Below are 26,294 nucleotides of genomic sequence, written 5' to 3'. Positions count from 1 at the left end.
CCTGCCTCTAGGTTGGGCACAGGTTACCTCAACACCCGCTTAATGTCGCGTCATTTTTCGCAAATACGTCTCGCCTCCCCGCGTGCTCTTTGCTATGTGGGCGCGTGTTGCGGGCGTGGCGGAATTGGTAGACGCACCAGATTTAGGTTCTGGCGCCGCAAGGTGTGGGAGTTCGAGTCTCCCCGCCCGCACCAGAAATGGCCGGAACGGCGTTGAGAAACCGTTGGCGGTTTCATACGTTCACACCTCATGACCCAGCCCGAAACAAGCAGCGTGCCGCCCAAAGATCCCGCCCTTTGGTGGCGTGCCATTCGGCATGTCGCGCGTTTGAATGATGAAAAGCATCTGGGCCTGATCGCGGCGGGGGTGGCATTTTACGCCATCCTCGCGGTGTTTCCGGGCATTGCAGCGACGATTGCCTTGTGGGGGATCATCGGCGATCCCGCCTTGGCGCTGCGGCAGATGGAGGAGTTTCAGGCGCTGATCCCCGCGGATGTCTATGCCTTGCTCGCGGCGCAGCTCGTGAAGCTTGCGACGACGGACGGGCTCACGCTGGGCTGGGCGTCGCTTCTGTCGTTCGGATTTGCCCTGTGGTCGGCGCGTGCGGGGGTGGCTGCGCTGATGCAGGGCCTGAACGCGATTTACGACGCGCCAAACCGGTCGGGCGTGGCCCACTACATCCGTGCTTTCCTGCTGACGCTGAGCCTGATCGGTGTGGTCCTGACAGCCATGGCCTGCATCGTGGTTGTGCCGGTCGTCCTTGCGTTCCTGCCGCTTGGACCCTGGGCCAATTTCGGCGTCGAGGTGCTGCGCTGGGCCGTTGGTATTGCCGTTCTTCTTGCCGGTTTCTCGGTCATTTACCGATTGGGACCCAACCTGTCTGGCCAGCGTCCGCGCCTGATTTCGCCCGGCGCCGTCTTTGCGGTTGTCTGCTGGATCGCTGCATCAACCGGGTTTTCCGTCTACCTGCAAAACTTTGGCAATTACAACGAGGTGTATGGGTCCATCGGCGCGGTGATTGTCATGTTGCTTTGGCTATTTATCAGCGCTTACCTGGTGTTGCTGGGCGGTGCATTGAATGCGGAATTGGCGCGGGCGCGGCGCGCAAAGCTGTCTATCCCAGAACCACCAGCCACATCCAAGCCGTCAGAATAGTCAGGGCGGTGGCGACCAGCACGGATGTCGCGGCCACGCGCTTGGCGCGTCCGTACATGTTGGCAAAGATGTAGCCGTTCACGCCCGGTGCCATGGCTGCCGTAAGCACCGTGGTTTTATGCAAATCAGCAGGGACGGACAGCGCGTTGCCCAGTCCAAAGGTGATAGCCGGGTGTAGCAGCAGCGAGATTGCGCAGACCATCGCGATCACCCGTGCGTCACCCTCGGGACGGTATTGGATCAGCACTCCGCCCAGGGCAAAAAGCGCCGTGGGCAGGGCGGCCCGGACGACCAGGTCGAGCCCGTCCTGCAGCACATCTGGTAGTGTGAGCCCGCTGAGGTTCACGGCAAACCCTGCCATGATGGCCAGAACCAGCACGTTGCGAAACATTGCTTTTGCGACGCCGCGGGCCATTGTCAGCGCGCCTTGCCCGCGGTTGCGTGCAATCTCCATCGCGGTGATGCCAAGCCCGTAACAGAAGGGCGAATGGAAGGCGATGATGGTGAAGGCCCCCGACAGAGCCTCTGGCCCATATGCGCGTTCGTTGATGGCAAGGCCCAGAAGGACGGAATTCGAGAACAAGCAGCAAAAGCCGATGGCAATGCTGTCCTCTATGTTGCGGTTGAAGATATAGAATGCGCCCGCTGTGCCCACCGCAAATCCGGCTGCGGCACCGACATAGAAGCTGGTGAGCAGGCGCAGGTCGAGGCTGGCCGACAGGTCAAGATTTTCGATGGCCGAGAACAGCAGGCAGGGGATGGCGAAGTTCTGCGAAAACTTCATCAAACCGTCGACGCCGCTTTGGGTGAAAAAACCACGCCAGACGGCAACGTATCCGAACCCGATCACCAGAAAGACGGGCAGGATGACCTCAAGAAGCGCTTGCATGTTCGGGCCTTTGCGGCGGGTCAGAGGGTGGGAGCCTCCGGCGGGGATTTTTTCAAATAGGGAAGGTCAGGACACGGGGCGCGTCACAGTCAGACCGTCATAGGCGGGTTCAATGTGGTTTGGCGTTTCGTTCAACACCGTCTCATAGTCGAGGTCTATATGCATGTTGGTGAGGATCGCGCGTTTCGGTTTGACCCGTTCGATCCATTCCAGGGTGTTTTCGAGGTGGCTGTGCGTCGGGTGCGGGTCGCGGCGCAGGGCGTCGACGATCCATGTGTCCAGCCCGTCCAGGGCGGGCCAGACCGCGTCGGGGATGGTCGCGACATCGGGCAGGTAGGCCACATCGCCGATGCGGAAGCCGAGCGCATCGATGCTGCCGTGATTGACCTGGAACGGTGTGAAGGTGATGGCGCCGCCGGGCCCGTCAATCACCGTATCGCCATCGATCGTATTCAGTTCGAGGATGGGCGGGTAGGGCGAGCCCTTGGGCTGGACAAAGGCATAGCCGAAGCGGCTGATCAGGTCGTCTTGCGTGTCGCCATCGGCCCAGACCTGTAACCGTTCGCGCATGTTGAAGACGATCATCCGCAGGTCGTCGATGCCGTGCACATGATCGGCGTGGGCGTGGGTGTAGATCACGCCATCAAGCCGTCCGGTTCCGGTGGTCAGAAGCTGGTTGCGCAGATCTGGCGAGGTGTCGATCAGCACCGTCGTCGTGCCGTTTTTGCTGGTACGCTCCACCAGCATGGAGCAGCGCTGTCGCCGGTTTTTGGGGTTGTCGGGATCGCACGCGCCCCAGTTCCCACCGAGCCGCGGCACCCCTCCGGACGATCCGCACCCGAGGATCGTGAACGTCAGAGTATCCGTCATGCAGCAACCTTGTAGGCTGCGGCCTTGGCGAACAGGCGGTCAAAGTTCTTCTGTGTTTGTGCGGCAAATTCGGCGTAGTCGAGGCCCATCGTCTCGGCCCCCTTGCGCGCGGTGTGTGCCGTGAAGGCGGGTTCGTTGCGTTTGCCGCGATGGGGCGGTGGCGCGAGGTAGGGCGCGTCCGTTTCCACGAGGATGCGGTCCATGGGTGCGGCGGCGAAGATATCGCGCAAGTCCTGGCTTTTGGGAAAAGCGGTGATGCCGGACATCGACAAATAGAAGCCGAGATCGAGTGCTGCGCGCGCCAGTTCCGGAGACGAGGAAAAGCAGTGCATGACGCAGGTGTAGGCGCCCTGCTTAAATTCCTCCGTCAGAATGCGGGCCATATCGTCATCCGCCGCCCGCGCGTGAATGATGAGCGGCAGGCCCGTTTCGCGTGCTGCTGCGATGTGGATGCGCAGGGACTGTTTTTGAACATCGGCGCTATCGGAAGTGTAGTGGTAGTCCAGCCCGGTCTCTCCGATGCCCACGAATTTCGGATGCTGCGCCAGGGCAATCAACTCATCCGCCGTTGCCAGCGGCTCGTCTGCGGCACTCATAGGGTGCGTTCCTGCGGCATAGAAAACGGGCGCGTGGGCTTCGGCGATGGCGCGGACCTGTGGTTCCAGCCGCAGTTTCGTGCAAATTGTGACCATGCGCGTAACACCCGCCTCTGCGGCGCGCGCAACGATCTCGGGCATCTGGCCCTCGAAATCGGGGAAGTCGAGGTGGCAGTGGCTGTCGGTGATTTCTGGGGTCATCGGGCGGGGGCCATCTCGGATAGTTTGAACAGCGTATCTAGGACCAGCGCCGCAGGGTCAAGGTTGACCGCCCTGCCGTGGCGGGCGCGGGCCAGCGCCGTCTGTGCGGTCTGTGCCCAAGCGCGGGCTTGTTGTGCGTGCGGGGCGAGGCGCATCAGAATGGCACCTTCGTCCGGTGCCGCCTCGACCGGGGGCGGGTGACCCAAAGCGCCGGTGCGGGCTAGGCGCGACAGGGCCACGTCGATCAGAGTGTATAGAAGGTCGAGCTTTTCCTCGGCCCCGCGCCCTGCGGCTGCTTCGGCCAAGACCAGCGCGCGCCCGCGGTCGAGGTTCGGTAAGGTGCCAAGAATGTGGATCACTTCGCGGTAGATCTTGAGCCCATCGAGGAGGGACAGGCGCAGGGCATCGCCAACTGATCCCGCACTGAGTTCGGCGAGTGCTGTCGCATCCGGGCCGGGATCCACCCCGGCCTGAGCCATGGCCTGTTCCATCTGCTGCGGATCAAGCGTGCCCAAGCGCAGCGTGCGGCAGCGCGAGCGGATGGTCGGTAACAGGCGGCTTGGCTGGTGGCAAATCAACAGGAGTGTGGTGCGGGCAGGTGGTTCCTCCAGCATCTTCAGCAGCGCGTTCGCGGCGTTGACGTTCATGTCGTCGGCTGCGTCGATGATCACGACCCTGCGTCCGCCATCGGTCGCACTGAGTTGGAAGAATGACCCGAGTGCGCGGATGTCGTCGATGGTGATCTGATCGCGCAGGCGCTTGGTCTTTTCGTTCTCGGTCCGGTGTACGGATTTCAGTCCCGGATCGGCGCCCGCTGCGATCCGCCTTGCGACAGGATGGTCGGGCGAGACATCAAGCGTGGCCGGGACCGGCGCGCCGAACATGTCGTCGGGGTCCGGATCCGGGGTGGCCAGCAGGAAGCGTGCGATGCGCCAGGCAAGGGTAGCCTTGCCCACACCGCGTGGGCCCGTCAGCAGCCATGCGTGGTGCAATCGACCACCATTGAATGCATCCAGGAATGCCGCCTGGGCTGCGTCCTGGCCGATCAGGTTCACGGTTTCGCGCGGGTGCGGTGCGCCGGGAATGCGCGTGGGGTCCTGGGTGTCATCGGCCATGGGTGTGACCTAGCATCGGACGTAGCTGGGGGGCCAGCCCCCCGGCGCATATGCGCCTCCCCCCGTCGTATTTTCAGTCAGAAGAAGACAGATATGAGGCGGCGACTGTCTGGACGTCGCGAGATACGGCGTCGACATCTTGGGCACCGTTGATCTTGCGAAAGCGATCCGGGAATTCGTTGGCAAGCGCGAGAAAGCCTGCGCGCATCTTTTCCTGGAGATCGCTGCCAAAGTCTTCGAACCGCTCTTCGATGCCTTGGCGTCCCTTGGCGCGGGCGAGCCCTTGGGTCGGGTCCATGTCGATCAGGATGGTCAGGTCGGGCTCTCGGCCAATCATCAGCTCATGCAGCGTGTCCACCTTGGCCCGCAGATCACCACGGCTGAGGCCCTGATACATGCGTGTGCTGTCGGCAAAACGGTCGCAGATGACGATCTTGCCCGCGTCCATGGCCGGTTGGATCAGCCGCTCCATGTGGTCGCGCCGGGCAGCGGTGAAGAGCAGGAGTTCGGTTTCAGCGGACCAGCGATCAGGGTCACCTTGCAAAACGAGCGCGCGTATTTCTTCGGCGCCCGGGCTGCCCCCGGGCTCGCGCGTCAGGATCACGTCATGGCCAAGGTCGCGCAGGTGATCGGCCAGCAACCGCGCTTGGGTGGATTTGCCGGAGCCGTCGATGCCTTCGAAGGTGATAAAGTGCCCTTTGGACGTCACGCGCCACCTTCTGGCGCGGTTTCCTCGTTGAAGCGTTCGATCAGAGACAGCGCGGCTGTCGAGATCTTGGCGAGGAAGCCGCCATGGGGCACGTCCGCTTCTGCCAGCAGCGGGATGACCACTTCTGGCAGCCCTTCGGGTTGGATAACCAACTCACCCAGCGGTGTGCCCGCAGCAATGGGCGCTTGGATCGGTCCGGTATAGACCACCTCGGCGTTGACGGTCTTGCCCGCGAGGATGGGCAGAAGGACGGTGATGTCTTCTTCGGGCACGAGGCCCACTTCGGGTTCCGCACCTTCCCAGACGCGGGCGGTGGCGACACGTGTACCGGCTTCGACCACAGTGCGTTCGGCGAATTGGCGGAAGGCCCAGTTCACAATAGCTTCGGATTCCTGCGCGCGGCCTTCGATTGTATCGAGACCCGAGATGACAAATACCACGCGGCGATCGCCCTGTTTGGCCGAACCTGTCAGCCCGTAGCCTGCTTCCTGCGTGTGTCCGGTCTTGAGCCCATCGGCGCCAATACCGAGGTTCAGGAGCGGATTACGGTTGAAGCGGTTGGCGCTTTCATTTGGATCAAAGAGGAATTCGGTTTCCGAGAACATCGGGTAGAATTCCGGGTAGTCCGTGATCAGGCGCTGCGCCAGCAGACCCAGATCGCGCATCGACATCAGGTGCCCTGCTGCGGGCCAGCCGCTGGAATTGGCAAAGGTCGAATTGGTCATGCCCATTTCCTGGGCGCGCCGGGTCATCAGGCGGGCGAAACCCGCCTCTGTCCCGTCTGGGCTAAGCGCTTCTGCAATAACGACGCAGGCGTCGTTGCCAGACAGCACGATAATGCCGCGGATCAGGTCTTCGACCGTGACACGTTCGCCCTGCTTCAAGAACATGGTCGATCCGCCAAAGCTGTGGGCATGGGCCGACACGACCAACTCGTCCGTCATGGACAATTGCCCGCGCTGCACAGCCTCGAACGCCATGTACAGCGTCATCAACTTGGACATGGACGCGGGCGGCATCGGCTCATCCGCGTTCTTGTTCAGCAGAACAGTGCCGGTCGTGTGGTCGATCACATAGGCCGCCGTCGCGCGCGTCTCAAACGCGGTGACGGGCAGGGCGGTGCTCGCAATCAGCAGAGCGGCGGCAGCAAGGGGGCGGATCACGGGTGATTTGCTCCTGATCAGTTGGTGACGGCGTATGCGTCAGTGAACCCTTCGCCCTTGATGGTCTTGAGCAACTGGCTGCGCTCGGAAGCTGTGCCAGCCGGGCCGACAACAACGCGCCAGAACGGTTTGCCATCGCGTTCAAAGGATTTCACGGTTGGAATGACCCCGGCGCCGCGCATCTGCTTGGCGGTCCGTTCGGCGTTGGCCTCGATCGAAAAGATGCCGATCTGGATGAACGGTTTGTCGAGGCTGGATGCGGTTGGTCGCGTCGTGGCCGCAGCCGGGGTTGGTTCAAGTGGTGCGGCAGGCTGGATGCCCGACGCAGGCGATGCCGGCGCGTCAAGGGCCGCAGCAGCGCTTTCGATAGGGTCAAGCGTTGTCGTCGACACGTCGGCAGGTGCGGCAACGGTTTCCGCGTCGATCGGTGCGGCTTCGGGTTCCAGCGACACTTCCTCTTTGCGCAGGGCCGTGACGTTCAACTGAGCCGGCGCACCAGCCAGCATACCCAACGCTTCGGCGGCGTCTGAACTGATCTGGATGCGCGGGCCGGGAATATCGCGTTCGCGCCGGAACAGGGCCCCCACGACGAATTGGTCGTTTTCGGTGTTGCGGATGATCACACGCTCCGGATCGGACACATCGGGGTGCGCCACCCACACGCCACCCAGAGACGGACGGCCATCCCAAAGGCCTGCTTCGGTCGCCGAGAACACCTCGGGCGCTTCGACGTCGCGTTCAACAGTCTTAAGGGCTGTGCCCGGTTTCGGCGTGCCCTCGACCGAGGTGTTGGACCGTTTGAAAGCATCCATGGCGACAAATTGGCCACTCTCATTGCACCCGGCCAAGAGGCCAAGCGCGAGAAAAGCGGCGGTGCCGCAGCGAAGTGTGGAACGGGATGATAGTCTGCTCATGGACCAAGTCCTTGCCTGCTGTTGCCTGTGCGCCCTGTTTTGGGCTGTGTTGGTGCCACATTTGGCACAGAGATTTGCCCCGCTTGAGCAGGGTTCTAGCGCGATGATAGCGCGAGTTCACCGTTGTGGAAAGCACGCGATTCGCAGATCGGCAGATTTCCACGGCGCTGTGGGCATTTGCAGAATCGCACTGGCCACCCTAAAGCACGTCGCACCGGAGGTTTGGCAGAGTGGTCGAATGCGGCGGTCTTGAAAACCGTTGGGCGTGAGAGCGTCCCGTGGGTTCGAATCCCACAGCCTCCGCCAATCGCATTATCTCCAACGCTTTGGCCTGCTATATTTGCTGATAGATGACTCTATCTTGGCGCGCCGCTGACGTAGTGTCGTTTGGTTTTTCCGGCGTCCTAGGTGGCCAGCAAACTACTCCGCCGCCCGCAACCCTCGCAGTTCGCCGAACAGGCGCGGGATTTTGTCTTTGAACCGGAAAAACCCATGCGTCGCGTGCGGCCATGCAGCACTGTCATAGCTTCGGCGGATACGGCGCAAGGGTGGTGTCCCATCAGCGCTGCTGAACCGCGCCAGCACATCTGCGGTCGGACCGACCGGCGCGTAGGGCGTGATGACCTGATCAATCCCGGCGGCCTCCGCCCAAGCTGTCAGCGCGTCGGTATTTGGCGCAACCTGGGATACCGTGCCCAGGCGATCCCCGAAGCGCTCGACTGTATCTCGTGCGGCGGCTTCGGCGAAGTCTGTGACGTGGGCTGCCAAGGTCAGCGGCGTCATCCCTGCGCGCGTTGTGATGACGGCGGTTGCTAAAGGTTCAATTCCGGCATCAAGAATGAAACCGGGGCTCAGGTCGTCATCGTGCAGGATCAGCCCTGTACGCGAGCTTGGGATCGGCAGATCGGCATCGGGTAACGGCATCACGTCCGGCTTGGGCGGGGCCGACAGGGCAGGGGCGTCACGGACCAACTGCCATTTGGGCGCAAACCGCCCCTTGGTATATTTCGATATGTTCGAGGTGCGCGCCAGATACGTCTTGCCCGGAGTTTGAATACCCGCCACCCAGCGCCAGCTGAGCGTATTTGATGCCGGATCGCCGTCGAGAAGGTGCCGCAGAAAGAAATCTGCACCCAGCTCCCACGGCAGCTGCAGCGTAAAGATCCAGATCGAGGCAAACCACATCCGCGCGTGGTTGTGCATGTACCCCGTTTCGACCAGTTCCCGCGCCCAGGCGTTGAAGCAGTCGATGTCCGTCTCGCCCTTGCAGGCTTGTTCCCACCGGTCACGCAAACCCGATTGCGTCTGCACGTTATCAAGCGCGCCCTTGAGCGAGGTCTTGTATTGCCCCCAAACCGCGGGCCGCATCTCCAGCCAGCCTTTCCAGTAGGTACGCCAGCACACCTCTTGAATGAACTTCTCCGCAGCACTCGCGCTGTGGCGTGCAAGGGTCGCGTCCAGCACTTCGGCTTCCGTAAGGAGGCGCGCACGGATGTAGGGCGACAGGGTCGACACACCGCTATGTCCATCCCGTCCCAGATCATAATTTCGCCGCGCCGCGTAGTCGCGCCCGGCATGGGGCAGAAAGCGGTTCAGCCGCTCCAGGGCGGCAGTTCGGGTCGGGGGAAATCTGGTCAGCGCTTCAGTCATGACGGGCGAGCTAGAGGTGCAGAGGCCATGTTCAAGCGTGCGCATGCCCTTGCAGCCCCCCTTGGCCAATACTAAGACTCGGGTAACACCTCTGCGGGTATGGTCTCGCAGACGTCTGACGAGGCAGGACTTATGCGCGATCCCATCGATCAATATGCACACATTCACAACAACCTAGTCCCCATGGTGGTCGAACAGACCAGCCGTGGCGAACGGGCTTACGACATCTTTTCGCGCCTTCTCAAGGAACGGATCGTGTTCATCAACGGCCCGATCCACTCGGGGATGAGCCACCTTGTGGTGGCGCAGCTTCTGCACCTTGAGGCGGAAAACCCGTCCAAGGAAATCAGCATGTATGTCAACTCGCCGGGCGGTGAGGTGACGGCGGGCATGTCGATCTACGACACGATGCAGTACATTAAACCAAAAGTTTCGACGCTGATCTGCGGCATGGCAGCGTCGATGGGATCAGTCATTGCGATCGGCGGTGAGCCGGGGATGCGCTTTGCCCTTCCCAACTCTGAAATCATGGTCCACCAGCCCTCTGGCGGGTCGCAGGGGACGGCCGCAGACATCCTGATCTCGGCCCGGCATATCGAGAAAACGCGCGAGCGCCTGTATCAGCTATATGTCAAACATGCCGGTCAGGACTACGAGACGGTGAAGCAGGCGCTGGACCGTGACACGTGGCTCACGCCGGAAGAGGCGAAGGAATGGGGCCACATTGACGAGATCGTGGAACAGCGGACCAAGTCCGATGATGACGAAAAATAAGGCATTCGCGCTGGCCCTCACGGCCAGCGTGATCTGACCGCGAGGTCAGGCAAAAAGACGATTGTGGACCCCGCGGGCCTGTCCTAAGCTGACGAGCAACGCGGGGCGGACCGGGAAATCACCGGCGCCTAGGATGGCGGCATAGGCCGGGAAGGACGCGATATGGCGACGAATTCGAGCGGCGACAGCAAGAATACCCTCTACTGCAGCTTCTGCGGCAAGAGCCAGCATGAGGTCCGCAAACTGATTGCAGGGCCAACCGTATTCATCTGTGATGAATGCGTCGAGTTGTGCATGGACATCATCCGCGAAGAGACGAAGGCATCGGGTCTGAAGTCGACCGACGGTGTGCCGACGCCCAAGGACATTTGCGAGGTGCTGGACGACTACGTGATCGGCCAGGCCATGGCCAAGCGCGTGTTGTCGGTCGCCGTGCACAACCACTATAAGCGCCTGAACCACGCCCAAAAGGGCGGTGACATCGAACTGGCGAAGTCCAACATCCTGCTGATCGGCCCAACGGGTTGCGGTAAGACGTTGCTGGCGCAGACACTGGCGCGCATCCTTGATGTGCCGTTCACGATGGCCGACGCGACAACGCTGACAGAGGCCGGCTACGTCGGTGAGGACGTTGAAAATATCATCCTCAAACTGCTGCAGGCGTCGGAATACAACGTCGAACGCGCGCAGCGCGGCATCGTGTATATCGACGAGGTCGACAAGATCACGCGCAAATCCGAAAACCCGTCCATCACCCGCGACGTATCGGGCGAGGGTGTGCAGCAAGCATTGCTCAAGCTGATGGAAGGCACCGTCGCTTCCGTGCCGCCGCAAGGTGGGCGCAAGCATCCGCAGCAGGAGTTCCTGCAAGTAGACACGACGAACATTCTGTTCATCTGCGGCGGCGCTTTTGCGGGCCTCGACAAGATCATCGCGCAGCGCGGCAAAGGGTCAGCCATGGGCTTTGGCGCTGACGTGCGCGACAATGACGAACGCGGCGTGGGCGAGATCTTCACAGATCTGGAACCAGAGGATCTGCTGAAATTCGGCCTCATCCCCGAATTCGTCGGCCGTCTCCCGGTCTTGGCAACGCTCGAAGATCTCGATGAAGACGCGCTTGTCACCATCCTGACCCAACCCAAGAATGCTCTGGTCAAACAATACCAGCGTCTGTTCGAGTTGGAGGACACAACGCTCACCTTCACCGACGACGCACTTAGCGCGATCGCCAAACGCGCGATCGAACGCAAAACTGGTGCCCGCGGCCTGCGGTCAATCCTCGAGGATATTCTGCTCGACACCATGTTCGAGCTCCCGGGGCTCGAATCGGTGACCGAAGTGGTGGTGAACGAAGAAGCGGTGACATCCGATGCCGCACCACTGATGATCCACGCCGAAGCAGAAAAAGAACCGGCCTCGGCAGGCTGACGCCATCACCAAATGCAAATGAAAGGCGGGTGTCATACCCGCCTTTTTCATTTTTCCATAGGCGCAATCGTAAGGCGCACTTACGGGTGCGCCCAAACCAAAAGGAAGTGCCATGTCCATCCAACGCATCCACTCCGGTGGCGAATTTGAACCCAAGGTCGGCTATTGCCGGGCCGTGGCGGCTGGCGACTGGATCCACGTCGCAGGCACAGTCGGTCACGGCACCACTGCGGTCGAACAATGCCGCTCCGCACTGGAGATCATCGGCAACGCCCTCAAGGAATGCGGGGCCGACTTCAGCCACGTGGTCCGCGTCACCTACATGCTGCCCGACCGCACCGAATTCCCGCCGTGCTGGCCCATGCTGCGCGAGGCCCTTGGTGACAACCCACCGGCGGCCACGATGATCGAATGCGGCCTGATCACCCCGGAGGACCGTATCGAAATCGAAGTGACGGCCTACAAAGGCACGTGATCACCTTCATGCCGGAACGCGCCTGTGCGTCCGTGTCCACTGGACGACGCTGGCATGATGCGGCATAGACAGTCCAAAGCGCTGGAGGCGAAACATGGGCATTCTCAACACGCTGCTGCGGGCAGTCACTTGGTGGAACGGCCAAACTCTGAACACGCAGCTTTTCACGGCTCGCAAGGGCGTGAAAGTGGGCGAAGACAGCCAGGGCAACGTCTTTTACAAGACGCAGGACGACAGCAAACGCTGGGTCATCTACAACGGCGAGGCCGAGGCGAGCCGCGTGGATCCCGAATGGCACGGCTGGCTGCACCGCACCTGGGACGAGCCGCCCACAGACAAGCCGCTGAAGCGTAAGGACTGGGAAAAACCGCACCAGCCAAACCTGACCGGCACGGCACTGGCCTATGCGCCCGCTGGGTCGATCCGCCGGGAAAAACCGGCCGACCGCTCCGATTACGAAGCCTGGACGCCGGAATAACATGGCCGAGAACACGACCGAGGTTCTGGTAGGCGGCGTTGTGCTTGCTGCGGCGATCGGGTTTGCAGTCTACGGCGCGCAAGTCGCGGGCCTGGGCAGCAGCGGCGGGGCATCCTATCCGCTCACGGCTAGCTTCCGCAGCCTTGAAGGTGTGAATGTCGGTACCGATGTCCGCCTTGCGGGCGTGAAGATCGGCACAGTTACCGATGTTGCCCTGAACCCTGAAACCTTCCGCGCCGACACTGTCGTGTCCGTGCGCTCTAACACGCAGATTCCGGACGACAGCGCCATCGTCATCAGCTCCGAAGGGCTGCTGGGGGGCAATTTCGTCGAGATCGTTCCGGGCGGGTCCCCTTTCTACTTCGAGGAAGGCGACGAAATCACCGACACCCAAGGGTCGGTCAGCCTAATCTCACTTCTCTTGAAATTCGTTTCCGGGGGCGAAGGCGAATGATGCGCCGCGCCGCACGCATTGCGGCACTGGCGGTTTGCATCGCCACGGGCGCAATGGCCGAAGACCCAACAGAAAGCGCGTCGGGCGCGGTTCTGCGCGGTCTTGATAAATTCAGTGGACAAGTTGTCGATATCGAGATGCTGGCGGGCCGCACCGTGCGTTTCGAACGGCTCAACATCACGCTCACCGAATGCCGCTATCCGTCTGGCAACCCATCCGGCAACGCCTATGCAGGGCTGCAAATCTCAGAAGTGGGGCGGGAGGGTGTTGTGTTTTCCGGCTGGATGATCGCGTCCGCCCCGGCTTTGAACGCCATGGAACACGCGCGCTATGACGTGTGGGTCATGCGCTGCACCACATCTTGAAAACTGCCGACGGGTGCAGCGGTAAAATCCGCTGAATGCACACCCAGCGCATGGCTCAACCGCGCATGATATGTTGCGCGTGACACTTCCTGAGCGCCCAACGTGGCTAGGTGCGGCGTCAGGAATTGCGTATCAAACAGAGTAAATCCGGTGCGCCGCAAGTGATCGACAGCCGCGGCAAGCGCCATCTTCGACGCATTTGTCCGCCGCGAGAACATGCTTTCCCCAAAAAACGCGCCCTTGAGCACGACGCCGTAGACGCCGCCGATCAACTCGTTCCCGTCCCACACCTCGACCGACCGCGCCTGGCCCCGCTTGTGCAAGGCAAGGTAAAGCCGTCGGATTTCCGGATTTATCCAGGTGTCGACACGGTCTGCACACCCGTCCACCACGCCGGCAAAGTCCCCATCCACCCGCAACATCCAATCGGTCCGCCGCATAGCCCGCGCAAGCGAGCGGGAGATATGGAAACCATCCAGCGGCAGAACCCCCCGCATACGGGGATCGACCCAGAATACCTCAGGGTCGTCACGCGACTCCGCCATCGGAAAGATGCCCGCAGCATATCCCTGCAGTAGCAGATCTGGCGTCAGTCTGATGTCGTCTTTCATGCGTGTGTCCCGCGACTACGCCGGCAGATTACCGTGACAGAGGCACACAAAAAAGGGACCGCCGCGGCGATCCCTCTTGAAAGCTTGCCCGGCTGGTCAGTCCGCCTGCGCTTCAAGCCACTTTTCCAACCAGTGAATGTTGTAATCCCCGGTGTGGATGTCTTTCTCGGCCAGCAGGGCGTGGAACAAGGGCACCGTCGTGTCGATCCCGTCGATGATCAACTCACCCAACGCCCGGTTCAGCCGCGCCAAGGCCTCTCCACGGTCGCGCCCATGCACGATCAGCTTGCCGATCAGGCTGTCGTAGTAGGGCGGGATCGAATAGCCATCATAGAGCGCCGAATCCATTCGCACGCCCAAGCCACCCGGAGCATGGTACTGCGTGATCCGGCCAGGAGAGGGCGAGAAATCTGGCAGCTTTTCCGCGTTCAGCCGCACCTCGATGGAGTGGCCGTTGATCTCCAGAACCTCTTGCGTGAACGACATGTCCATGCCTGACGCCACACGGATCTGCTCGCGCACCAGATCGACGCCAAAGATGGCCTCGGTCACGGGATGTTCCACTTGAAGCCGCGTGTTCATCTCGATGAAATAGAACTCGCCTTTCTCGTAGAGGAACTCGATGGTGCCCGCGCCGATATAGTTGATCTTGGCCACCGCATCCGCACAGATGCGCCCGATCTCGGCCCGTTCTTCAGGGCTGATCGCGGGGCCGGGGGCTTCTTCGAACACCTTCTGGTGACGGCGTTGCAGCGAACAGTCCCGCTCGCCCAGATGCACGGCACGACCCTTGCCATCGCCAAAGACCTGAATCTCGATATGACGCGGCGTGGTCAGGTACTTTTCAATATAGACCTCGTCGTTGCCAAAGGCCGCCTTGCCCTCGGCCCGCGCGGTCATGAATGCGCTTTCCATGTCGGCTGCGGTTTGCGCGACCTTCATCCCACGTCCGCCACCACCAGCGGTGGCCTTGATGATCACCGGATAGCCAAACTCTTCGCCGATGGCCTTGGCCTCTTCCAGCGTCGCGACGCCGCCGTCCGAGCCGGGCACGCAAGGCACGCCGAGCGCCTTCATCGTGTCCTTCGCCGTGATCTTGTCGCCCATGACGCGGATATGCTCGGCGGTGGGGCCAATGAACGTCAGGCCATGATCTTCGACTATCTGTACGAACTGCGCGTTCTCTGACAAAAAGCCATAGCCGGGGTGGATCGCTTCGGCGCCGGTGATCTCGCAGGCCGAGATAATCGCCGGGAAGCTGAGGTAGGACTGGGGCGAGGCCGGAGGGCCGATACAGACAGACTCGTCTGCCATACGCACATGCATGGCGTCTGCGTCCGCAGTGGAATGCACGGCGACGGTCGCAATGCCCATCTCGCGGGCCGCGCGGATGACGCGCAGGGCAATCTCTCCGCGGTTGGCAATCAGGATTTTGTTGAACATGGGCCCTGATCCTTATTCGAGGATCACAAGCGGGGCGCCAAACTCCACGGCGGCGCCGTCATCGACAAGGATGCGCTTGACCGTGCCTGCGCGCGGGGCAGGGATGTGGTTCATGGTTTTCATGGCTTCGACGATCAGCAACGTGTCGCCTTCGTTGACCTGCTGGCCGACCTTGATAAAGGACGGCGCACCGGGTTCGGCCTGCATATAAACTGTACCGACCATGGGCGAGGTGACCGCGCCCGGATCGTTGGCCGGGTCTGCCGGTGCATCGGCAGGCGCGGATGCGGCGGCTGCTGCCGGGGCCGGGGCTGCAGCGGCTTGCGGTGCAGGTGCTGCGATCTGGGTCACCACCTGTTGTGCGGTCTGGCGAGACACACGCACATTCAGGCTGTCGTCTTCGCCATATTCACGTTTGACCTGCAACTCCGTCAGATCGTTTTCACGCAGCAGTTCGGCCAGTGCCTGGATAAAGGCCACGTCCGCATCACGTTTGGTTTCTGTCATTGCTGTCCTCAACCGGTTGGTCGTTGCCGCACCGGCATATGGGCGGCTGTTCATGCTCTGGCCGCTTATAGCTGCGCAATGACGCAGAGGAAAGCGCTCTGACGCATGGCCACCTTCTGCCTGATCCGCGGCCGGAACCACCGTCCGATCAACAAAAAACCGGCCCCGCAGAGGGCCGGTTTCACATGTCCAGCATCGACTTTTCGTTCAGATGGCGAGGTATTCGGCCCGCAGCTCCTCGTTCTCAAGGACTTCGGCGGCCGTTCCATCAAACACGATCCCGCCAGTGTCCAAAATAACGGCCCGATCCGCCAGTTGCAGCGCCCGAACAGCGTTCTGTTCAACGATGATTGTGGTGATTCCCTGTTCCTTGATCACGGTTAGGGTCTTCTCAATCTCGTCCACGATGACCGGCGCCAAGCCTTCATAGGGTTCATCCAGCAACAGCACCTTGATGTCGCGCGCAAGCGCACGGGCAATGGCCAGCATCTGCTGTTCACCGCCCGACAGCGTCACACCTTCCTGGTTCCGCCGCTCTCCGAGCCGTGGGAACAGGTCGTACAGCCGCTCGATTGACCACCCGATGGGCGGCGCGATCTGGGCAAGCTTCAGGTTTTCCTCGACTGTCAGGCCCGGGATGATACGCCGATCTTCGGGGACAAGGCCAAGACCCGCCTGGCTCGCCTCGTGGCTCGACATGTTGTGCAGCGGCTTGTGATCCAGCCAAATCTCGCCATGGGTCACCTGCGGATCACCGATCCGGGCAATGGACCGCAGGGTCGAGGTTTTGCCAGCCCCGTTCCGACCCAGCAGGGCCAGAATCTCGCCCTCGTGGACGTTAAAGCTGATGCCCTGCACGATGTAGCTTTCGCCGTAATAGGCGTGCATGTCCCACACACTCAGAAAGGCGGGCGCCGTGGCTGCGTGGTTGGCGTGCTTTGAAAAGTCGGGTTTGACGTTCATCTGTCAGTCTCCTTACGCAGCATCTTGGGTTTCGCCCAGATACGCTTCGCGCACCTTGGGGTGACCCTTAATGTTGTCGGGCGTGTCTTCGACCAGCGGGGTGCCTTGCGCCAACACCGTGATCCGCTCGGCCAGACTGAACACCACGTGCATGTCGTGTTCGATGATCGAGATGGTGATGTCCCGCTCGTCCTTGATCTGCTTGAGCAGGTCGATGGTGTTGTTGGTATCCGCACGCGCCATACCCGCCGTCGGCTCATCCAACAGCAGCAGCCGTGGCTCCTGCGCCAAACACATGCCGATCTCCAGCCGCCGCTTGTTGCCGCGCGACATGGTTGCCGCGTTGTCGTTGCGCGCATCCGCCATGTTCATCTCTTCCAGCATCTGCTCGGCCCGCTCGACAATCTCGCGATCCTTGAACATGTCAATAAAGGCGTTGGGCGTGAACGCCCCGTCGCGCTTGGCAAAACACGGGATCATCATGTTTTCCATCACCGTCAGTTCGCCAAAGATCTCCGGTGTCTGGAATACCCGGGAAATCCCCATCTGATTGATTTCAAATGGCTTTCGCCCCAGAACAGACTGCCCGTCGAACATGACCGACCCGGTGTCGGGGATCAGCTTACCGACCAGACAATTCAGCAGCGTGGACTTGCCCGCCCCGTTGGGGCCGATGATGGCATGGACCGTGTTCTCGGCCACGCTGAGGTTCACGTCCCCCAGCGCTTGCAGACCGCCGAACCGTTTGCCTACGTTTTTGACTTCAAGAATACCCATTGGTTTCTCTCCTTATTCCGCAGGCGTGGTTTTGCCGTCTGGCCCGTCTTCGGCCGGTTTCTTGCGCTTGAACAGGCGGGCCACACGCTGGCCCCCTTCGACAAGGCCACCGGGCAGGAAGATCACGACCAGCATGAAGATGATGCCCAGCGTCAGGTGCCAGCCCTTGCCGATGAACGGGTAGACGAGCGACACAAGGATGTCCTCGATCCCGTCGGGCATGAACGCGAACCACTGGTGCAGGATCTCCTTGTTGATCTTGGACAGGATGTTTTCCATGTACTTGATCGCACCCGCACCCAGGACCGGCCCGATCAGTGTGCCGACACCGCCGAGAATGGACATGAGAACGACCTCACCAGAGGCGGTCCAGAACATACGTTCCGCACCCACCTGCGTGTCCATGGCCACCATGAGACCACCGGCGAGACCGGCATACATGCCCGAGATGACAAAGGCTGCGAGCGTGTAGGGCTTGGCATTGAGGCCAGTATAATTCAGCCGTTGCTGGTTTGACTTCACCGCGCGCAGCATCATGCCAAAGGGCGAGCGGAAGATGCGGATCGACATGTAGAACGCTATCAGCATCACGACCGCAGCCAGATAGTAGCCCGCGTTGAAGGTGAACAGCCAACCACCAACGCTCCATTCAAAGCTCGACCCCATCTCCAGCCCAAAGAGGTTTGCCTTGGGTGTCGCGCCTTCGGCCAAAGCACCGTCCAGAACACGCGGATCATTGACCTTTGGTTGCAGGCCCGTCTCACCGCCCGTGATCGGTGTCAGCACCGAATAGGCAAGCGAGTAGGACATTTGTGCAAAGGCCAGCGTCAGGATCGAAAAGTAGATGCCCGAGCGGCGCAGGCTGATCCATCCCACGGCGAGGCTGAAGATGCCCGCCACGATCACCGACACGAAGATCGCGGGGATCACGTTCATGGTCAGCAGCTTCATCATCCAGATCGCGGCGTAGGAGCCGACACCGAGGAAGGCCGCGTGGCCGAAGGACAGGTAGCCTGTCAGGCCGAAGAGGATGTTGAACCCAATGGCGAAGATGCCAAAGATCACAAAGCGCTGCATCAGGTCGGGATAGCCCGCATTGAACTGCGCCATGGCGGATCCTTCGGGGAAGGGGTTCAGTAGGAAGGGGGCCAGCGCCACGAGGATGGCCACCAGGATCAGGAGGCGGGTGTCTTTTTTGTCGAGACCGAACATGGATTACTCCTCCATCACGCCCTTGCGGCCCATAAGGCCCCGAGGACGGGTCAACAGAATGATGATGGCGACCAGATAGATGATGATCTGGTTGAGGCCGGGCAGCACGGCGAGGACCTCGCGCATGGATGCAAAGCTTTCGAGGATGCCAAGCAGAAAGCCCGCGGCCACAGCGCCGGGCAGGGAGCCCATGCCGCCCACAACGACCACCACGAAGCTGAGGACAAGGAAGTCCATGCCCATGTGGTAGTTTGGCGAGTTGATCGGCGTGTACATGACGCCCGCAAGCCCTGCGACGGCGGCCGCGATGCCAAACATCAGGGTGAAGCGGCGGTCGATGTTGATGCCCAGCAGCTGCACCGTCTCGCGGTCGGCCATACCGGCCCGCACGACCATCCCAAATGTGGTGAACTGAAGGAAGGCAAACACGGCGCCGATGATGACGGCGGCAAAGGCGAAGTAGATGATCCGCCAGTAGGGGTAGATGATGATGTTGGGATCAAAGCCCAGCATCGCGCCAAAATCGAACGAGCCCTTGAAGGCTGCCGGGGCGGGCGTCGGGATCGGGTTGGCACCGTAGTAGTACTTGATGATCTCTTGCAGCACGATCGCGAGGCCGAAGGTCACCAGGATCTGGTCGGCGTGGGGGCGCTTGTAGAAATGCTTGATCAACCCGCGCTCCATGATCACGCCGATGGCGATCATTACCGGGATGGCGAAGAGGATCGAGAGTGGGACGGCCCAGTCGATGATGGCGCTGCCCGTTGCCTCGCCGAACCAGTCCATCACGTAGGGCACGTCCACTTTGAGAGGGTTGCCGAGGAAGTCGGTTTGGGTGTCGTCCACAATCGTGTGGCTGAGGGTCAGAATCCGGCTCAGGGTCACGGCGCAGAAGGCGCCGATCATGAACAGGGCCCCGTGGGCGAAGTTCACCACGCCCAGAGTGCCGAAAATCAGCGTGAGACCCAGCGCAATCAGCGCATAGGCCGAGCCCTTGTCGAGCCCGTTTAGAATTTGAAGGATGATCGCTTCCATCGGCCGAACCTCTGGGTTGGGTCAGATGTCCCACGGTGGGACATGTTATGTTAAATTTTGGAATGCCTGGGATCGCGCCAGGGAAGGGTGGGCCAATCGCGGCCCACCCAGCATTTTCAATGGCTTACGCGCCCGGGTTGCAGGACCCCAGCTCGCCACCGAAGATCGATGCGTCGTAGGTGACCTGCTCGACCGGCGTGACTTCCACGATTTCGAGAAGGTCGAACTCGGATGTCGGGTTCTCTTTCCCTTTCACGACCAGCACGTCCTTGAAGCACTGGTGGTCTTCGCCACGATAGAGCGTTGGGCCGTTGCCCATGCCGTCGAATTGGAAGTCCTTGAGCGCTTCGCCAACCGCACAAGGGTTGAACGACCCGGCACGTTCCACGGCGTCTGCATAGAGCAGGGCCTGAACGTAGCAGGTGTGTGCCGCCTGCGACGGCGGGAAGCCGTACTTGGTGCCGAATGATTTGACGAACGCCTTGGAGCCTTCGTCTTGCAGCGACCAGTGCCAGTTCGTGGAGCCGAAGATCCCCTTCACGTTGGCACCCGCACCCTTCGCCATCAGGCGGGAGTAGAGCGGAACCACGATCTCGAAGTTCTTGTTGTTCACCAGCTTGTCACGCAGGCCGAACTGAACCGCGTTGGTCAGCGAGTTCACCATGTTGCCGCCGTAGTGGTTCAGAACCAGCACGTCGGCACCCGATTGCAGAACCGGCGCAATGTAGGACGAGAAGTCGGTTTGTGTCAGCGGCGTTTTCACGGCGGCGACGGTTTCCCAACCCATGGCTTCGGTCGAGGTGCGCACGGCTTCTTCGGTCGTGTAGCCCCAGTTGTAGTCAGCCGTCAGGTGGTAGGCTTTACGATCCGTGCCGTAGTTGTTGGCCAGGATCGGCGCGAGGGCCGCACCGGACATGTAGGAGTTGAAGAAGTGGCGGAAGCCATTTGCTTTCTTGTCCTTGCCGGTGGTGTCGTTCGAGTGGGTCAGACCCGCCATAAAGATCACGCCTGCCTCTTGGCAGAGCGCTTGCACGGCCACGGCCACGCCCGAGGACGAGCCGCCGGTGATCATCACAGCACCGTCTTTTTCGATCATCGAGCGGGCCGATGCGCGGGCGGCGTCAGACTTGGTCTGCGTGTCGCCTGTGACGTATTCGACTTTCTTGCCCAGGATACCGTTGCCTTGCAGGGCCTTGGACGAGAAGGTGTTCATCAGGCCGCCATCGCCGCCACCGTTCAGGTGTTCGACCGCCAGTTCGTAGGCGCGCAGTTCGTCCGCACCTTCGTCAGCGTAGGGGCCGGTCTGCGGCACGTTGAAGCCCAGCGTCACGGAAGAGCCGGTGGGCTCGTTCGTGAAAGCAGCGGCCGACTGCGCCGTGAAGATCGTCGGAGCGGCAAAGCCTGCACCCGCGACGGCACCCGTCTTGAGCACGCCACGACGAGTCAGATTCGTTTTGGACATGAATATCCTCCCATTTGTTGAAATGCGCGGTCCTGCTCCTCAACCGGGCCGCGCGCGCACTTTGTGCAAAGCCACTATCGCGTATGGTTGGAAAATTGCGCAATAAACCCCTTGTTTCGCAGAATTATTTTGTAAACATCTGCACAATACAGCGGTATACTTTGTAAACTTTCTTATGTCGCAGCGCAGAAAAGCGTTGAAATGGCTGACAAACGCAGGGGAATGGCGCATGGCGCGGGACGCATTGACAGGCACGCGAATTCGCGAGCGACGCGCCATGGGGGGACTTAAACAGTCCGATCTTGCCAAACAGATAGGTATATCCGCGTCCTATTTGAACCTGATCGAGCACAATCGCCGCAGAATCGGCGGCAAGTTGCTGTTGGACATTGCTGCAGCGCTGGACGTTGAACCCACTGTGCTGAGCGAGGGTGCCGAGGCCGCGCTAATTGCCGCGTTGCAGGAGGCCGCCCAACGCGCGCGCCTGCCGGAAGATGAGAGTGCGCGGGCCGAGGAATTCGCCGGTCGCTTCCCCGGTTGGGCGGAGGCGCTGGCGGCGGCCCATCGCAAGATCGCCGATTTGCAGCGCACGGTCGAAACACTGAGCGACCGGCTGGCGCATGACCCCGAACTGGCCGCGTCCGTGCACGAGGTGTTGTCGACTGCCGCGTCCATCCGGTCCACCGCGTCCATTCTGGCCGAGGACAAGACCATTACCGCCGAGTGGCGCGACCGCTTCCATGCCAATATCGATGCAGACAGCCGCCGTTTGGCGGACAGTTCGAAGGCGCTGGTCGGTTTTCTGGATGCCGAAACCGGGGAGGCTGCCCCGTCGGGTTCACCGCAGGAAGAGGTGGCTGCATTCCTTTCGGCGCATGCGCAGACGCTGGAGGCGTTTGAAAGCGGAGCGCAGGATCCGGAGAGCATTGTCGGGCAGGCGCCCGAGCTTGCCTCCGCCCAGTCGCGTCATCTGGCCCGCACGATCCTTGACCGTATGGTACGCGACAGTGCGGAGGTGGGTTTGGCTGATCTGAAGGGTGCGCTGTCTGTACACGGTCCAGATGTGATCGCCCTGGCCGCGCATTTTGGTGTGTCGGTGCCGCATATCATGCGTCGTCTGGCGACGGTGCCGACCCTGGACGCTGGGTTGGTGGTGGCAGATCGGGCAGGCAGCCTACTGTTTCGCAAGGATACCGAAGGCTTTGCCATTCCGCGACATGGCGCTGCGTGTCCGCTGTGGCCGCTGTTTCAGGTGATGGGCCAGCCCGGGCAGGTCATTCGGGCGCGCGTTCAGATGCCCACCCGCGACAATGCCGTCTTTGACTGTTTTGCCGCCGCCGAACCGGTAGGTCCTGTCGTCTTGAACGCGCCCCCGCTGCTGGAGGCGACGATGCTGATCCTGCCCAGTCCGGACATGCCGGGTGCGCATGATCTGCCAACCGAGGAGGTGGGATCAGCTTGCCATATCTGTCCCCGCTCCGGGTGCCGTGGCCGCCGCGAGCCATCAATCCTGAGCGATGGTTTCACTGGTTTTTGACAGGTCTGCCAATTGCGCACATAGTTGACGGGCGGGGTCCAAAGAGCGAAACAGCCTCCGGCCTGCGCGATTTGGGGAGGAGACGCAGACATGGGCAAGCATGTTCTGCTCGTCGAAGACGAGATTAATATTATAGAGGCGATCCAGTTTCTGCTGAGCCGCGAGGGGTGGAAGGTGGATACCCATTCAGATGGTGCAACGGCGGTCGACAAGGTCCGTGCCATGAAGCCCGACCTTGTGGTGTTGGACTACATGTTGCCCGGCAAGAACGGCATCGACATTCTGACAGAGCTGCGTGCCGATCCGGAATTTACCCGGTTGCCCATCCTGATGCTAACCGCACGCGGTCAGGGTCGGGATCGTGAGCTGGCCGAGCGTGCCGGGGTCAGCCGCTTCATGACCAAGCCGTTTTCCAACACAGAGGTGATGACGGCGGTCCGTGACCTTGTGCAGCTTGCACAATGAGCGACCAGACCCCCAACGCGACCCTGTTTCTGGAAAAGCGCAGCTATCGCCGTCGTCGGTTGATGGATGCCTTGCATTTGTTGCCCATCGTTGGGGTGCTGCTGTGGCTGCTGCCGGTGTTCTGGCCAAGCGGTGGCGATCATCCGGCCGATCCAACACCTGTCGCGATGTCGAGTGCAGTCACTTATGTCTTCGTCGTCTGGATGCTTTTGATCCTGGCCGCCGCTGTCTTGTGGTGGTTCATCGGCGAGCGTGATCGGGCGGACCCGGGGTCATGATCTCGGTCAACCAGTTGCTTGGCGTCAGCCTGGTTTACGTGGCCTTTCTGTTCGCCATCGCCTTTTTTGCCGAACGCGCCTCCATACGGGGCAAGGGCAGTTGGCTGCGCTCGCCCACCGTCTACACCCTGTCCCTGTCGATCTACTGCACGGCCTGGACGTTTTATGGTGCCGTCGGATACGCGGCCCGGTCCGGGATGGAGTTCGTCACCATCTATCTGGGCCCGAGCCTGGTGATGATCGGCTGGTGGTGGGTGCTGCGCAAGCTGGTGCGGATCGGGCGGGCCCAACGGGCCACATCGGTGGCTGACCTGATCTCGGCCCGGTATGGTAAGTCGAACCTGCTGGCCATTGTTGTGACCGTGATGGCTGTCATCGGGGTCACGCCGTATATCGCCCTGCAATTGCAGTCCGTGACCCTGTCCCTGTCGATCTTTTCCGAGACCGGCCAGCCCGACAGCCTGAGCCAGCAGACCGCCGCGTTCTGGGTGGCGGGAGGGTTGGTGTTGTTCACCGTGCTTTTTGGCACCCGCAACCTGAACGCCAACGAACGCCATGATGGTGTGGTCATCGCCATTGCCGTCGAAGCGGTGGTCAAGCTGGTCGCGTTGCTCGCTGTTGGTATCTTCGTCGTGTGGGGCATTGCTGGCGGCATCGGGCCGATGATGGAGCGGATCGACAACTCCAGCATCGGCGAGTGGAGCATGGACCGCAGCCGCTGGGCCGCGCTGACCATGCTGTCGGCGGCGGCCTTCCTGGCCCTGCCGCGCATGTTTCAGGTCATGGTGGTCGAGAATGAGGACGAGCGGCACCTGCAGATCGCCAGCTGGGCCTTTCCGCTCTACCTGATGTTGATGAGCCTGTTTGTCGTGCCGATTGCCGTTGTTGGCCTCGACATCCTGCCTGCGGGATCAAACCCCGACCTGTTCGTGCTGACCGTGCCCCTGGCCGAAGGGCAGGGAGGACTGGCGACGCTGTCGTTCCTGGGCGGCTTTTCGTCGGCCACCTCCATGGTCATCGTGGCGACACTTGCGCTGTCGACGATGGTGTCGAACCACGTGGTCATGCCCGTGTGGCTGAGCACGCAGGCCGAAGGGGCGCAGGTATCGGGCGATGTGCGCAATGTCGTGATCCTGGCGCGGCGCGCGTCGATCCTGATGATCATCTTCTTTGGTTACATCTATTACCGGCTTTCGGGCGGCGGGGCGGCGCTGGCGGCGATTGGCCTGATCTCTTTCGTGGGGGTGGCGCAGTTTTTACCCGCCATGCTGGGCGGCATTTTCTGGCGGGGGGCGACGCGCTGGGGGGCCTTGACCGGTCTGCTGGTCGGGTTTGCGGTCTGGGTGTTCAGTTCGCTTCTGCCGAGCTTCGGTCCGGATGCAGTTCTGAGCGCCGCGGTCTTCGAGCAGGGGATCGGCGGACTGCCGTGGTTGCGCCCGCAGGCCCTGTTCGGGATCGAGGGAATAGACCCCACGGTCCATGCGATGGTCTGGTCACTGAGCCTGAACACGGCCGTTTTCATTGCGGTGTCCCTTGTCACATTTCCAACGCCGCTTGAGCGGTTGCAGGGCGCACAATTCGTCAACATCTTTGACCACTCGACCCAGGCCCGTGGATGGGATGCGGCCCTGGCCACATCCGAAGATCTGATGATCATGGCACAACGCATCCTGGGCCCAGCGGATGCACTGGCACTGTTCCGGGCCGAGGCGCAGCGACAAGGGCTGACAGGTCATCTGCCCGAACCGACCCAGGGCTTTCTACAAACGCTGGAGCGCGAGTTGGCGGGTTCTGTCGGGTCGGCCACCGCGCACGCGATGATCAGCCAGCTTGTGGGCGGTACATCCGTGTCGGTCGAGGATCTGATGGCTGTGGCGGACGAATCCGCGCAAATCCTGGAGTATTCGAACAGGCTCGAAGCCAAATCAGCCGAACTGAGCCGCACGGCGCGGCAGTTGCGCGAGGCGAACCAGAAGCTGACGGCGCTGTCGGTGCAAAAGGATGCGTTTCTGGGCCAGATCAGTCATGAGTTGCGCACGCCCATGACCTCGATCCGCAGCTTTTCCGAAATCCTGCGCGATACCGATAAACTGGATCAGGCCGACAAGACGAAATACGCATCTATCATCCATGGCGAGACGATACGCCTGACCCGGTTGCTCGATGATCTGCTGGACCTCAGCGTGTTGGAAAATGGTCAGGTCAGTCTGAACCTGGAGCACGGGAACCTTCATGCCGTGATCGAACGGGCGCTTTTGTCGGCGGGCGGCGCGCATACAACGCCGCTGCGGATTGATCATGTTGGGGCCGATACGGACGTGCCGCTGTGCACGGATCTGGACAGGCTGCGCCAGGTCTTTATCAACCTGATCACGAACGCGCAGAAGTATTGCACAGCAGCCGAGCCATCCCTGACCGTAACGGTGCTGCAACACAACGGCGGCTTGCAGGTCGTCTTCCACGATAACGGCACACCTATTCCTGCCGACGCAAGGGCCCTGATTTTCGAGAAGTTTTCGCGCATCAACGACAAGGATGGATCGGGCGCGGGCCTTGGCCTTGCGATCTGTCGCGAAATCATGGCCCGGCTGGGCGGCGACATTACCTATGAGTCCCGCGCGGATGGCAACGCCTTTATCGTCCATCTACCGGGTCAGGTGGCGCTGGCAGCTCAGTAAGGATTATCAAAACCTTGGCGCGCATAAAGCGCTTGGTAACCTATCGCTCTTACACCGGGGCTGCATCTGCAGGCCGTAGAAACGGCGGAG

Annotated in this window: 27 protein-coding genes and 2 tRNA genes; 13 read left to right on the top strand and 16 right to left on the bottom strand. The window is 61.3% G+C overall.

All coding sequences use genetic code 11. From position 1 onward, the window contains the following. The first annotated feature begins 109 nt into the window (after nucleotides 1-109). Nucleotides 110-194: transfer RNA gene (locus RA29_RS04220), tRNA-Leu, on the top strand. A gap of 55 nt (nucleotides 195-249) precedes the next feature. Continuing rightward, a complete protein-coding gene (locus tag RA29_RS04215) occupies nucleotides 250-1,155 on the top strand; it encodes a YihY/virulence factor BrkB family protein (protein WP_082029426.1) in 906 nt (301 codons plus the stop codon). Here the strand turns inward: RA29_RS04215 and RA29_RS04210 are convergent. The 7 genes from RA29_RS04210 to RA29_RS04180 all read right to left on the bottom strand — a co-directional run bounded on the left by RA29_RS04210 (nucleotide 1,115) and on the right by RA29_RS04180 (nucleotide 7,612). Continuing rightward, nucleotides 1,115-2,044, bottom strand: coding sequence for an AEC family transporter (locus RA29_RS04210; RefSeq protein ID WP_039683183.1), 930 nt, complete (start codon nucleotides 2,042-2,044; stop codon nucleotides 1,115-1,117). The two genes, RA29_RS04215 and RA29_RS04210, sit on opposite strands and share 41 nt — an antisense overlap. Before the next feature lie 66 nt (nucleotides 2,045-2,110). Beyond that, nucleotides 2,111-2,914, bottom strand: a complete 804-nt coding sequence (locus RA29_RS04205; protein WP_039683181.1) for an MBL fold metallo-hydrolase — start codon at nucleotides 2,912-2,914, stop codon at nucleotides 2,111-2,113. Further along, nucleotides 2,911-3,711 carry a TatD family hydrolase gene (locus tag RA29_RS04200; RefSeq protein ID WP_039683179.1) on the bottom strand — a complete coding sequence of 267 codons (801 nt, stop codon included), beginning with the start codon at nucleotides 3,709-3,711 and terminating at the stop codon, nucleotides 2,911-2,913. The genes RA29_RS04205 and RA29_RS04200 overlap by 4 nt, the downstream gene beginning before the upstream one ends. After that, complete coding sequence (locus RA29_RS04195; RefSeq protein ID WP_039683177.1) at nucleotides 3,708-4,826, bottom strand: DNA polymerase III subunit delta'; 1,119 nt, start codon at nucleotides 4,824-4,826, stop codon at nucleotides 3,708-3,710. Before RA29_RS04195 ends, RA29_RS04200 begins: the two co-directional genes overlap by 4 nt. Before the next feature lie 73 nt (nucleotides 4,827-4,899). Continuing rightward, nucleotides 4,900-5,535, bottom strand: coding sequence for a dTMP kinase (gene tmk / locus RA29_RS04190; RefSeq protein WP_039683174.1), 636 nt, complete (start codon nucleotides 5,533-5,535; stop codon nucleotides 4,900-4,902). Beyond that, a complete protein-coding gene (locus tag RA29_RS04185; protein WP_039683172.1) occupies nucleotides 5,532-6,698 on the bottom strand; it encodes a D-alanyl-D-alanine carboxypeptidase family protein in 1,167 nt (388 codons plus the stop codon). Before RA29_RS04185 ends, tmk begins: the two co-directional genes overlap by 4 nt. 17 nt (nucleotides 6,699-6,715) lie before the next feature. After that, nucleotides 6,716-7,612, bottom strand: coding sequence for an SPOR domain-containing protein (locus RA29_RS04180; protein WP_039683170.1), 897 nt, complete (start codon nucleotides 7,610-7,612; stop codon nucleotides 6,716-6,718). A 216-nt stretch (nucleotides 7,613-7,828) separates the two neighbouring features. Between RA29_RS04180 and RA29_RS04175 the strand changes: the two genes are divergently transcribed. Then, nucleotides 7,829-7,918 (top strand) — tRNA-Ser (locus RA29_RS04175). A gap of 114 nt (nucleotides 7,919-8,032) precedes the next feature. On the opposite strand, the gene RA29_RS04170 is transcribed toward RA29_RS04175, so the two are convergent. Beyond that, nucleotides 8,033-9,307: an FAD-binding domain-containing protein gene (locus RA29_RS04170; RefSeq protein ID WP_241462543.1), complete on the bottom strand. Its 1,275-nt coding sequence runs from the start codon at nucleotides 9,305-9,307 to the stop codon at nucleotides 8,033-8,035. 87 nt (nucleotides 9,308-9,394) lie between these two features. Here RA29_RS04170 and RA29_RS04165 point away from each other — a divergent pair, with 87 nt between their 5' ends. The 6 genes from RA29_RS04165 to RA29_RS04140 all read left to right on the top strand — a co-directional run bounded on the left by RA29_RS04165 (nucleotide 9,395) and on the right by RA29_RS04140 (nucleotide 13,236). Continuing rightward, nucleotides 9,395-10,036, top strand: coding sequence for an ATP-dependent Clp protease proteolytic subunit (locus RA29_RS04165; protein ID WP_039683946.1), 642 nt, complete (start codon nucleotides 9,395-9,397; stop codon nucleotides 10,034-10,036). Between the two features lie 162 nt (nucleotides 10,037-10,198). After that, the gene (clpX, locus tag RA29_RS04160) at nucleotides 10,199-11,464 is read left to right on the top strand and encodes an ATP-dependent Clp protease ATP-binding subunit ClpX (protein WP_039683166.1); all 1,266 of its coding nucleotides are present in this window, start codon (nucleotides 10,199-10,201) and stop codon (nucleotides 11,462-11,464) included. 112 nt (nucleotides 11,465-11,576) lie between these two features. After that, entirely contained in the window at nucleotides 11,577-11,939 is a 363-nt protein-coding gene (locus RA29_RS04155) for a RidA family protein (RefSeq protein ID WP_039683164.1), read from the top strand. A gap of 94 nt (nucleotides 11,940-12,033) precedes the next feature. After that, on the top strand, nucleotides 12,034-12,417 hold the full coding sequence (locus RA29_RS04150; RefSeq protein ID WP_039683162.1) for an NADH:ubiquinone oxidoreductase subunit NDUFA12: 384 nt from the start codon (nucleotides 12,034-12,036) through the stop codon (nucleotides 12,415-12,417). A gap of 1 nt (nucleotide 12,418) precedes the next feature. After that, entirely contained in the window at nucleotides 12,419-12,871 is a 453-nt protein-coding gene (gene mlaD / locus RA29_RS04145; protein WP_039683160.1) for an outer membrane lipid asymmetry maintenance protein MlaD, read from the top strand. Beyond that, nucleotides 12,868-13,236: a DUF2155 domain-containing protein gene (locus RA29_RS04140; protein ID WP_342666380.1), complete on the top strand. Its 369-nt coding sequence runs from the start codon at nucleotides 12,868-12,870 to the stop codon at nucleotides 13,234-13,236. Before mlaD ends, RA29_RS04140 begins: the two co-directional genes overlap by 4 nt. On the opposite strand, the gene aat is transcribed toward RA29_RS04140, so the two are convergent. The 8 genes from aat to RA29_RS04100 form a co-directional block, all read right to left on the bottom strand. Beyond that, nucleotides 13,200-13,835 (bottom strand): leucyl/phenylalanyl-tRNA--protein transferase, encoded by a 636-nt coding sequence (aat, locus tag RA29_RS04135; protein WP_039683943.1) that lies wholly within the window; start codon nucleotides 13,833-13,835, stop codon nucleotides 13,200-13,202. The genes RA29_RS04140 and aat overlap by 37 nt on opposite strands. A 108-nt stretch (nucleotides 13,836-13,943) precedes the next feature. Then, nucleotides 13,944-15,290 (bottom strand): acetyl-CoA carboxylase biotin carboxylase subunit, encoded by a 1,347-nt coding sequence (gene accC / locus RA29_RS04130; protein ID WP_039683158.1) that lies wholly within the window; start codon nucleotides 15,288-15,290, stop codon nucleotides 13,944-13,946. Between the two features lie 12 nt (nucleotides 15,291-15,302). Next, nucleotides 15,303-15,797 (bottom strand): acetyl-CoA carboxylase biotin carboxyl carrier protein, encoded by a 495-nt coding sequence (accB, locus tag RA29_RS04125; protein ID WP_039683941.1) that lies wholly within the window; start codon nucleotides 15,795-15,797, stop codon nucleotides 15,303-15,305. A 207-nt stretch (nucleotides 15,798-16,004) separates the two neighbouring features. Beyond that, nucleotides 16,005-16,760 (bottom strand): ABC transporter ATP-binding protein, encoded by a 756-nt coding sequence (locus RA29_RS04120; protein WP_039683156.1) that lies wholly within the window; start codon nucleotides 16,758-16,760, stop codon nucleotides 16,005-16,007. A gap of 12 nt (nucleotides 16,761-16,772) precedes the next feature. Continuing rightward, nucleotides 16,773-17,537 carry an ABC transporter ATP-binding protein gene (locus RA29_RS04115; RefSeq protein ID WP_039683154.1) on the bottom strand — a complete coding sequence of 255 codons (765 nt, stop codon included), beginning with the start codon at nucleotides 17,535-17,537 and terminating at the stop codon, nucleotides 16,773-16,775. A 12-nt stretch (nucleotides 17,538-17,549) separates the two neighbouring features. Then, the gene (locus tag RA29_RS04110; RefSeq protein WP_039683152.1) at nucleotides 17,550-18,749 is read right to left on the bottom strand and encodes a branched-chain amino acid ABC transporter permease; all 1,200 of its coding nucleotides are present in this window, start codon (nucleotides 18,747-18,749) and stop codon (nucleotides 17,550-17,552) included. 3 nt (nucleotides 18,750-18,752) lie between these two features. Continuing rightward, the gene (locus RA29_RS04105; RefSeq protein WP_039683150.1) at nucleotides 18,753-19,784 is read right to left on the bottom strand and encodes a branched-chain amino acid ABC transporter permease; all 1,032 of its coding nucleotides are present in this window, start codon (nucleotides 19,782-19,784) and stop codon (nucleotides 18,753-18,755) included. A gap of 124 nt (nucleotides 19,785-19,908) precedes the next feature. Beyond that, nucleotides 19,909-21,246 carry a substrate-binding protein gene (locus RA29_RS04100; protein WP_039683147.1) on the bottom strand — a complete coding sequence of 446 codons (1,338 nt, stop codon included), beginning with the start codon at nucleotides 21,244-21,246 and terminating at the stop codon, nucleotides 19,909-19,911. 229 nt (nucleotides 21,247-21,475) lie between these two features. On the opposite strand from RA29_RS04100, the gene RA29_RS04095 reads away from it, so the two are divergent. The 4 genes from RA29_RS04095 (at nucleotide 21,476) to RA29_RS04080 (ending at nucleotide 26,204) form a co-directional block, all read left to right on the top strand. Then, on the top strand, nucleotides 21,476-22,783 hold the full coding sequence (locus RA29_RS04095; RefSeq protein ID WP_039683939.1) for a helix-turn-helix transcriptional regulator: 1,308 nt from the start codon (nucleotides 21,476-21,478) through the stop codon (nucleotides 22,781-22,783). A 90-nt stretch (nucleotides 22,784-22,873) separates the two neighbouring features. After that, nucleotides 22,874-23,248 (top strand): response regulator, encoded by a 375-nt coding sequence (locus tag RA29_RS04090; RefSeq protein ID WP_039683146.1) that lies wholly within the window; start codon nucleotides 22,874-22,876, stop codon nucleotides 23,246-23,248. Next, nucleotides 23,245-23,526: a hypothetical protein gene (locus RA29_RS04085; RefSeq protein ID WP_039683144.1), complete on the top strand. Its 282-nt coding sequence runs from the start codon at nucleotides 23,245-23,247 to the stop codon at nucleotides 23,524-23,526. Before RA29_RS04090 ends, RA29_RS04085 begins: the two co-directional genes overlap by 4 nt. Continuing rightward, the gene (locus tag RA29_RS04080) at nucleotides 23,523-26,204 is read left to right on the top strand and encodes a sensor histidine kinase (RefSeq protein WP_039683142.1); all 2,682 of its coding nucleotides are present in this window, start codon (nucleotides 23,523-23,525) and stop codon (nucleotides 26,202-26,204) included. The genes RA29_RS04085 and RA29_RS04080 overlap by 4 nt, the downstream gene beginning before the upstream one ends. The last annotated feature ends 90 nt before the right edge of the window (nucleotides 26,205-26,294 follow it).

It is taken from the genome of Tateyamaria sp. ANG-S1 (genome assembly GCF_000814025.1).
Lineage (GTDB): Bacteria > Pseudomonadota > Alphaproteobacteria > Rhodobacterales > Rhodobacteraceae > Tateyamaria.
The sequence above is the reverse complement of the archived record's forward strand: the minus strand, read 5'-3'. Positions and strand labels throughout refer to the sequence as shown.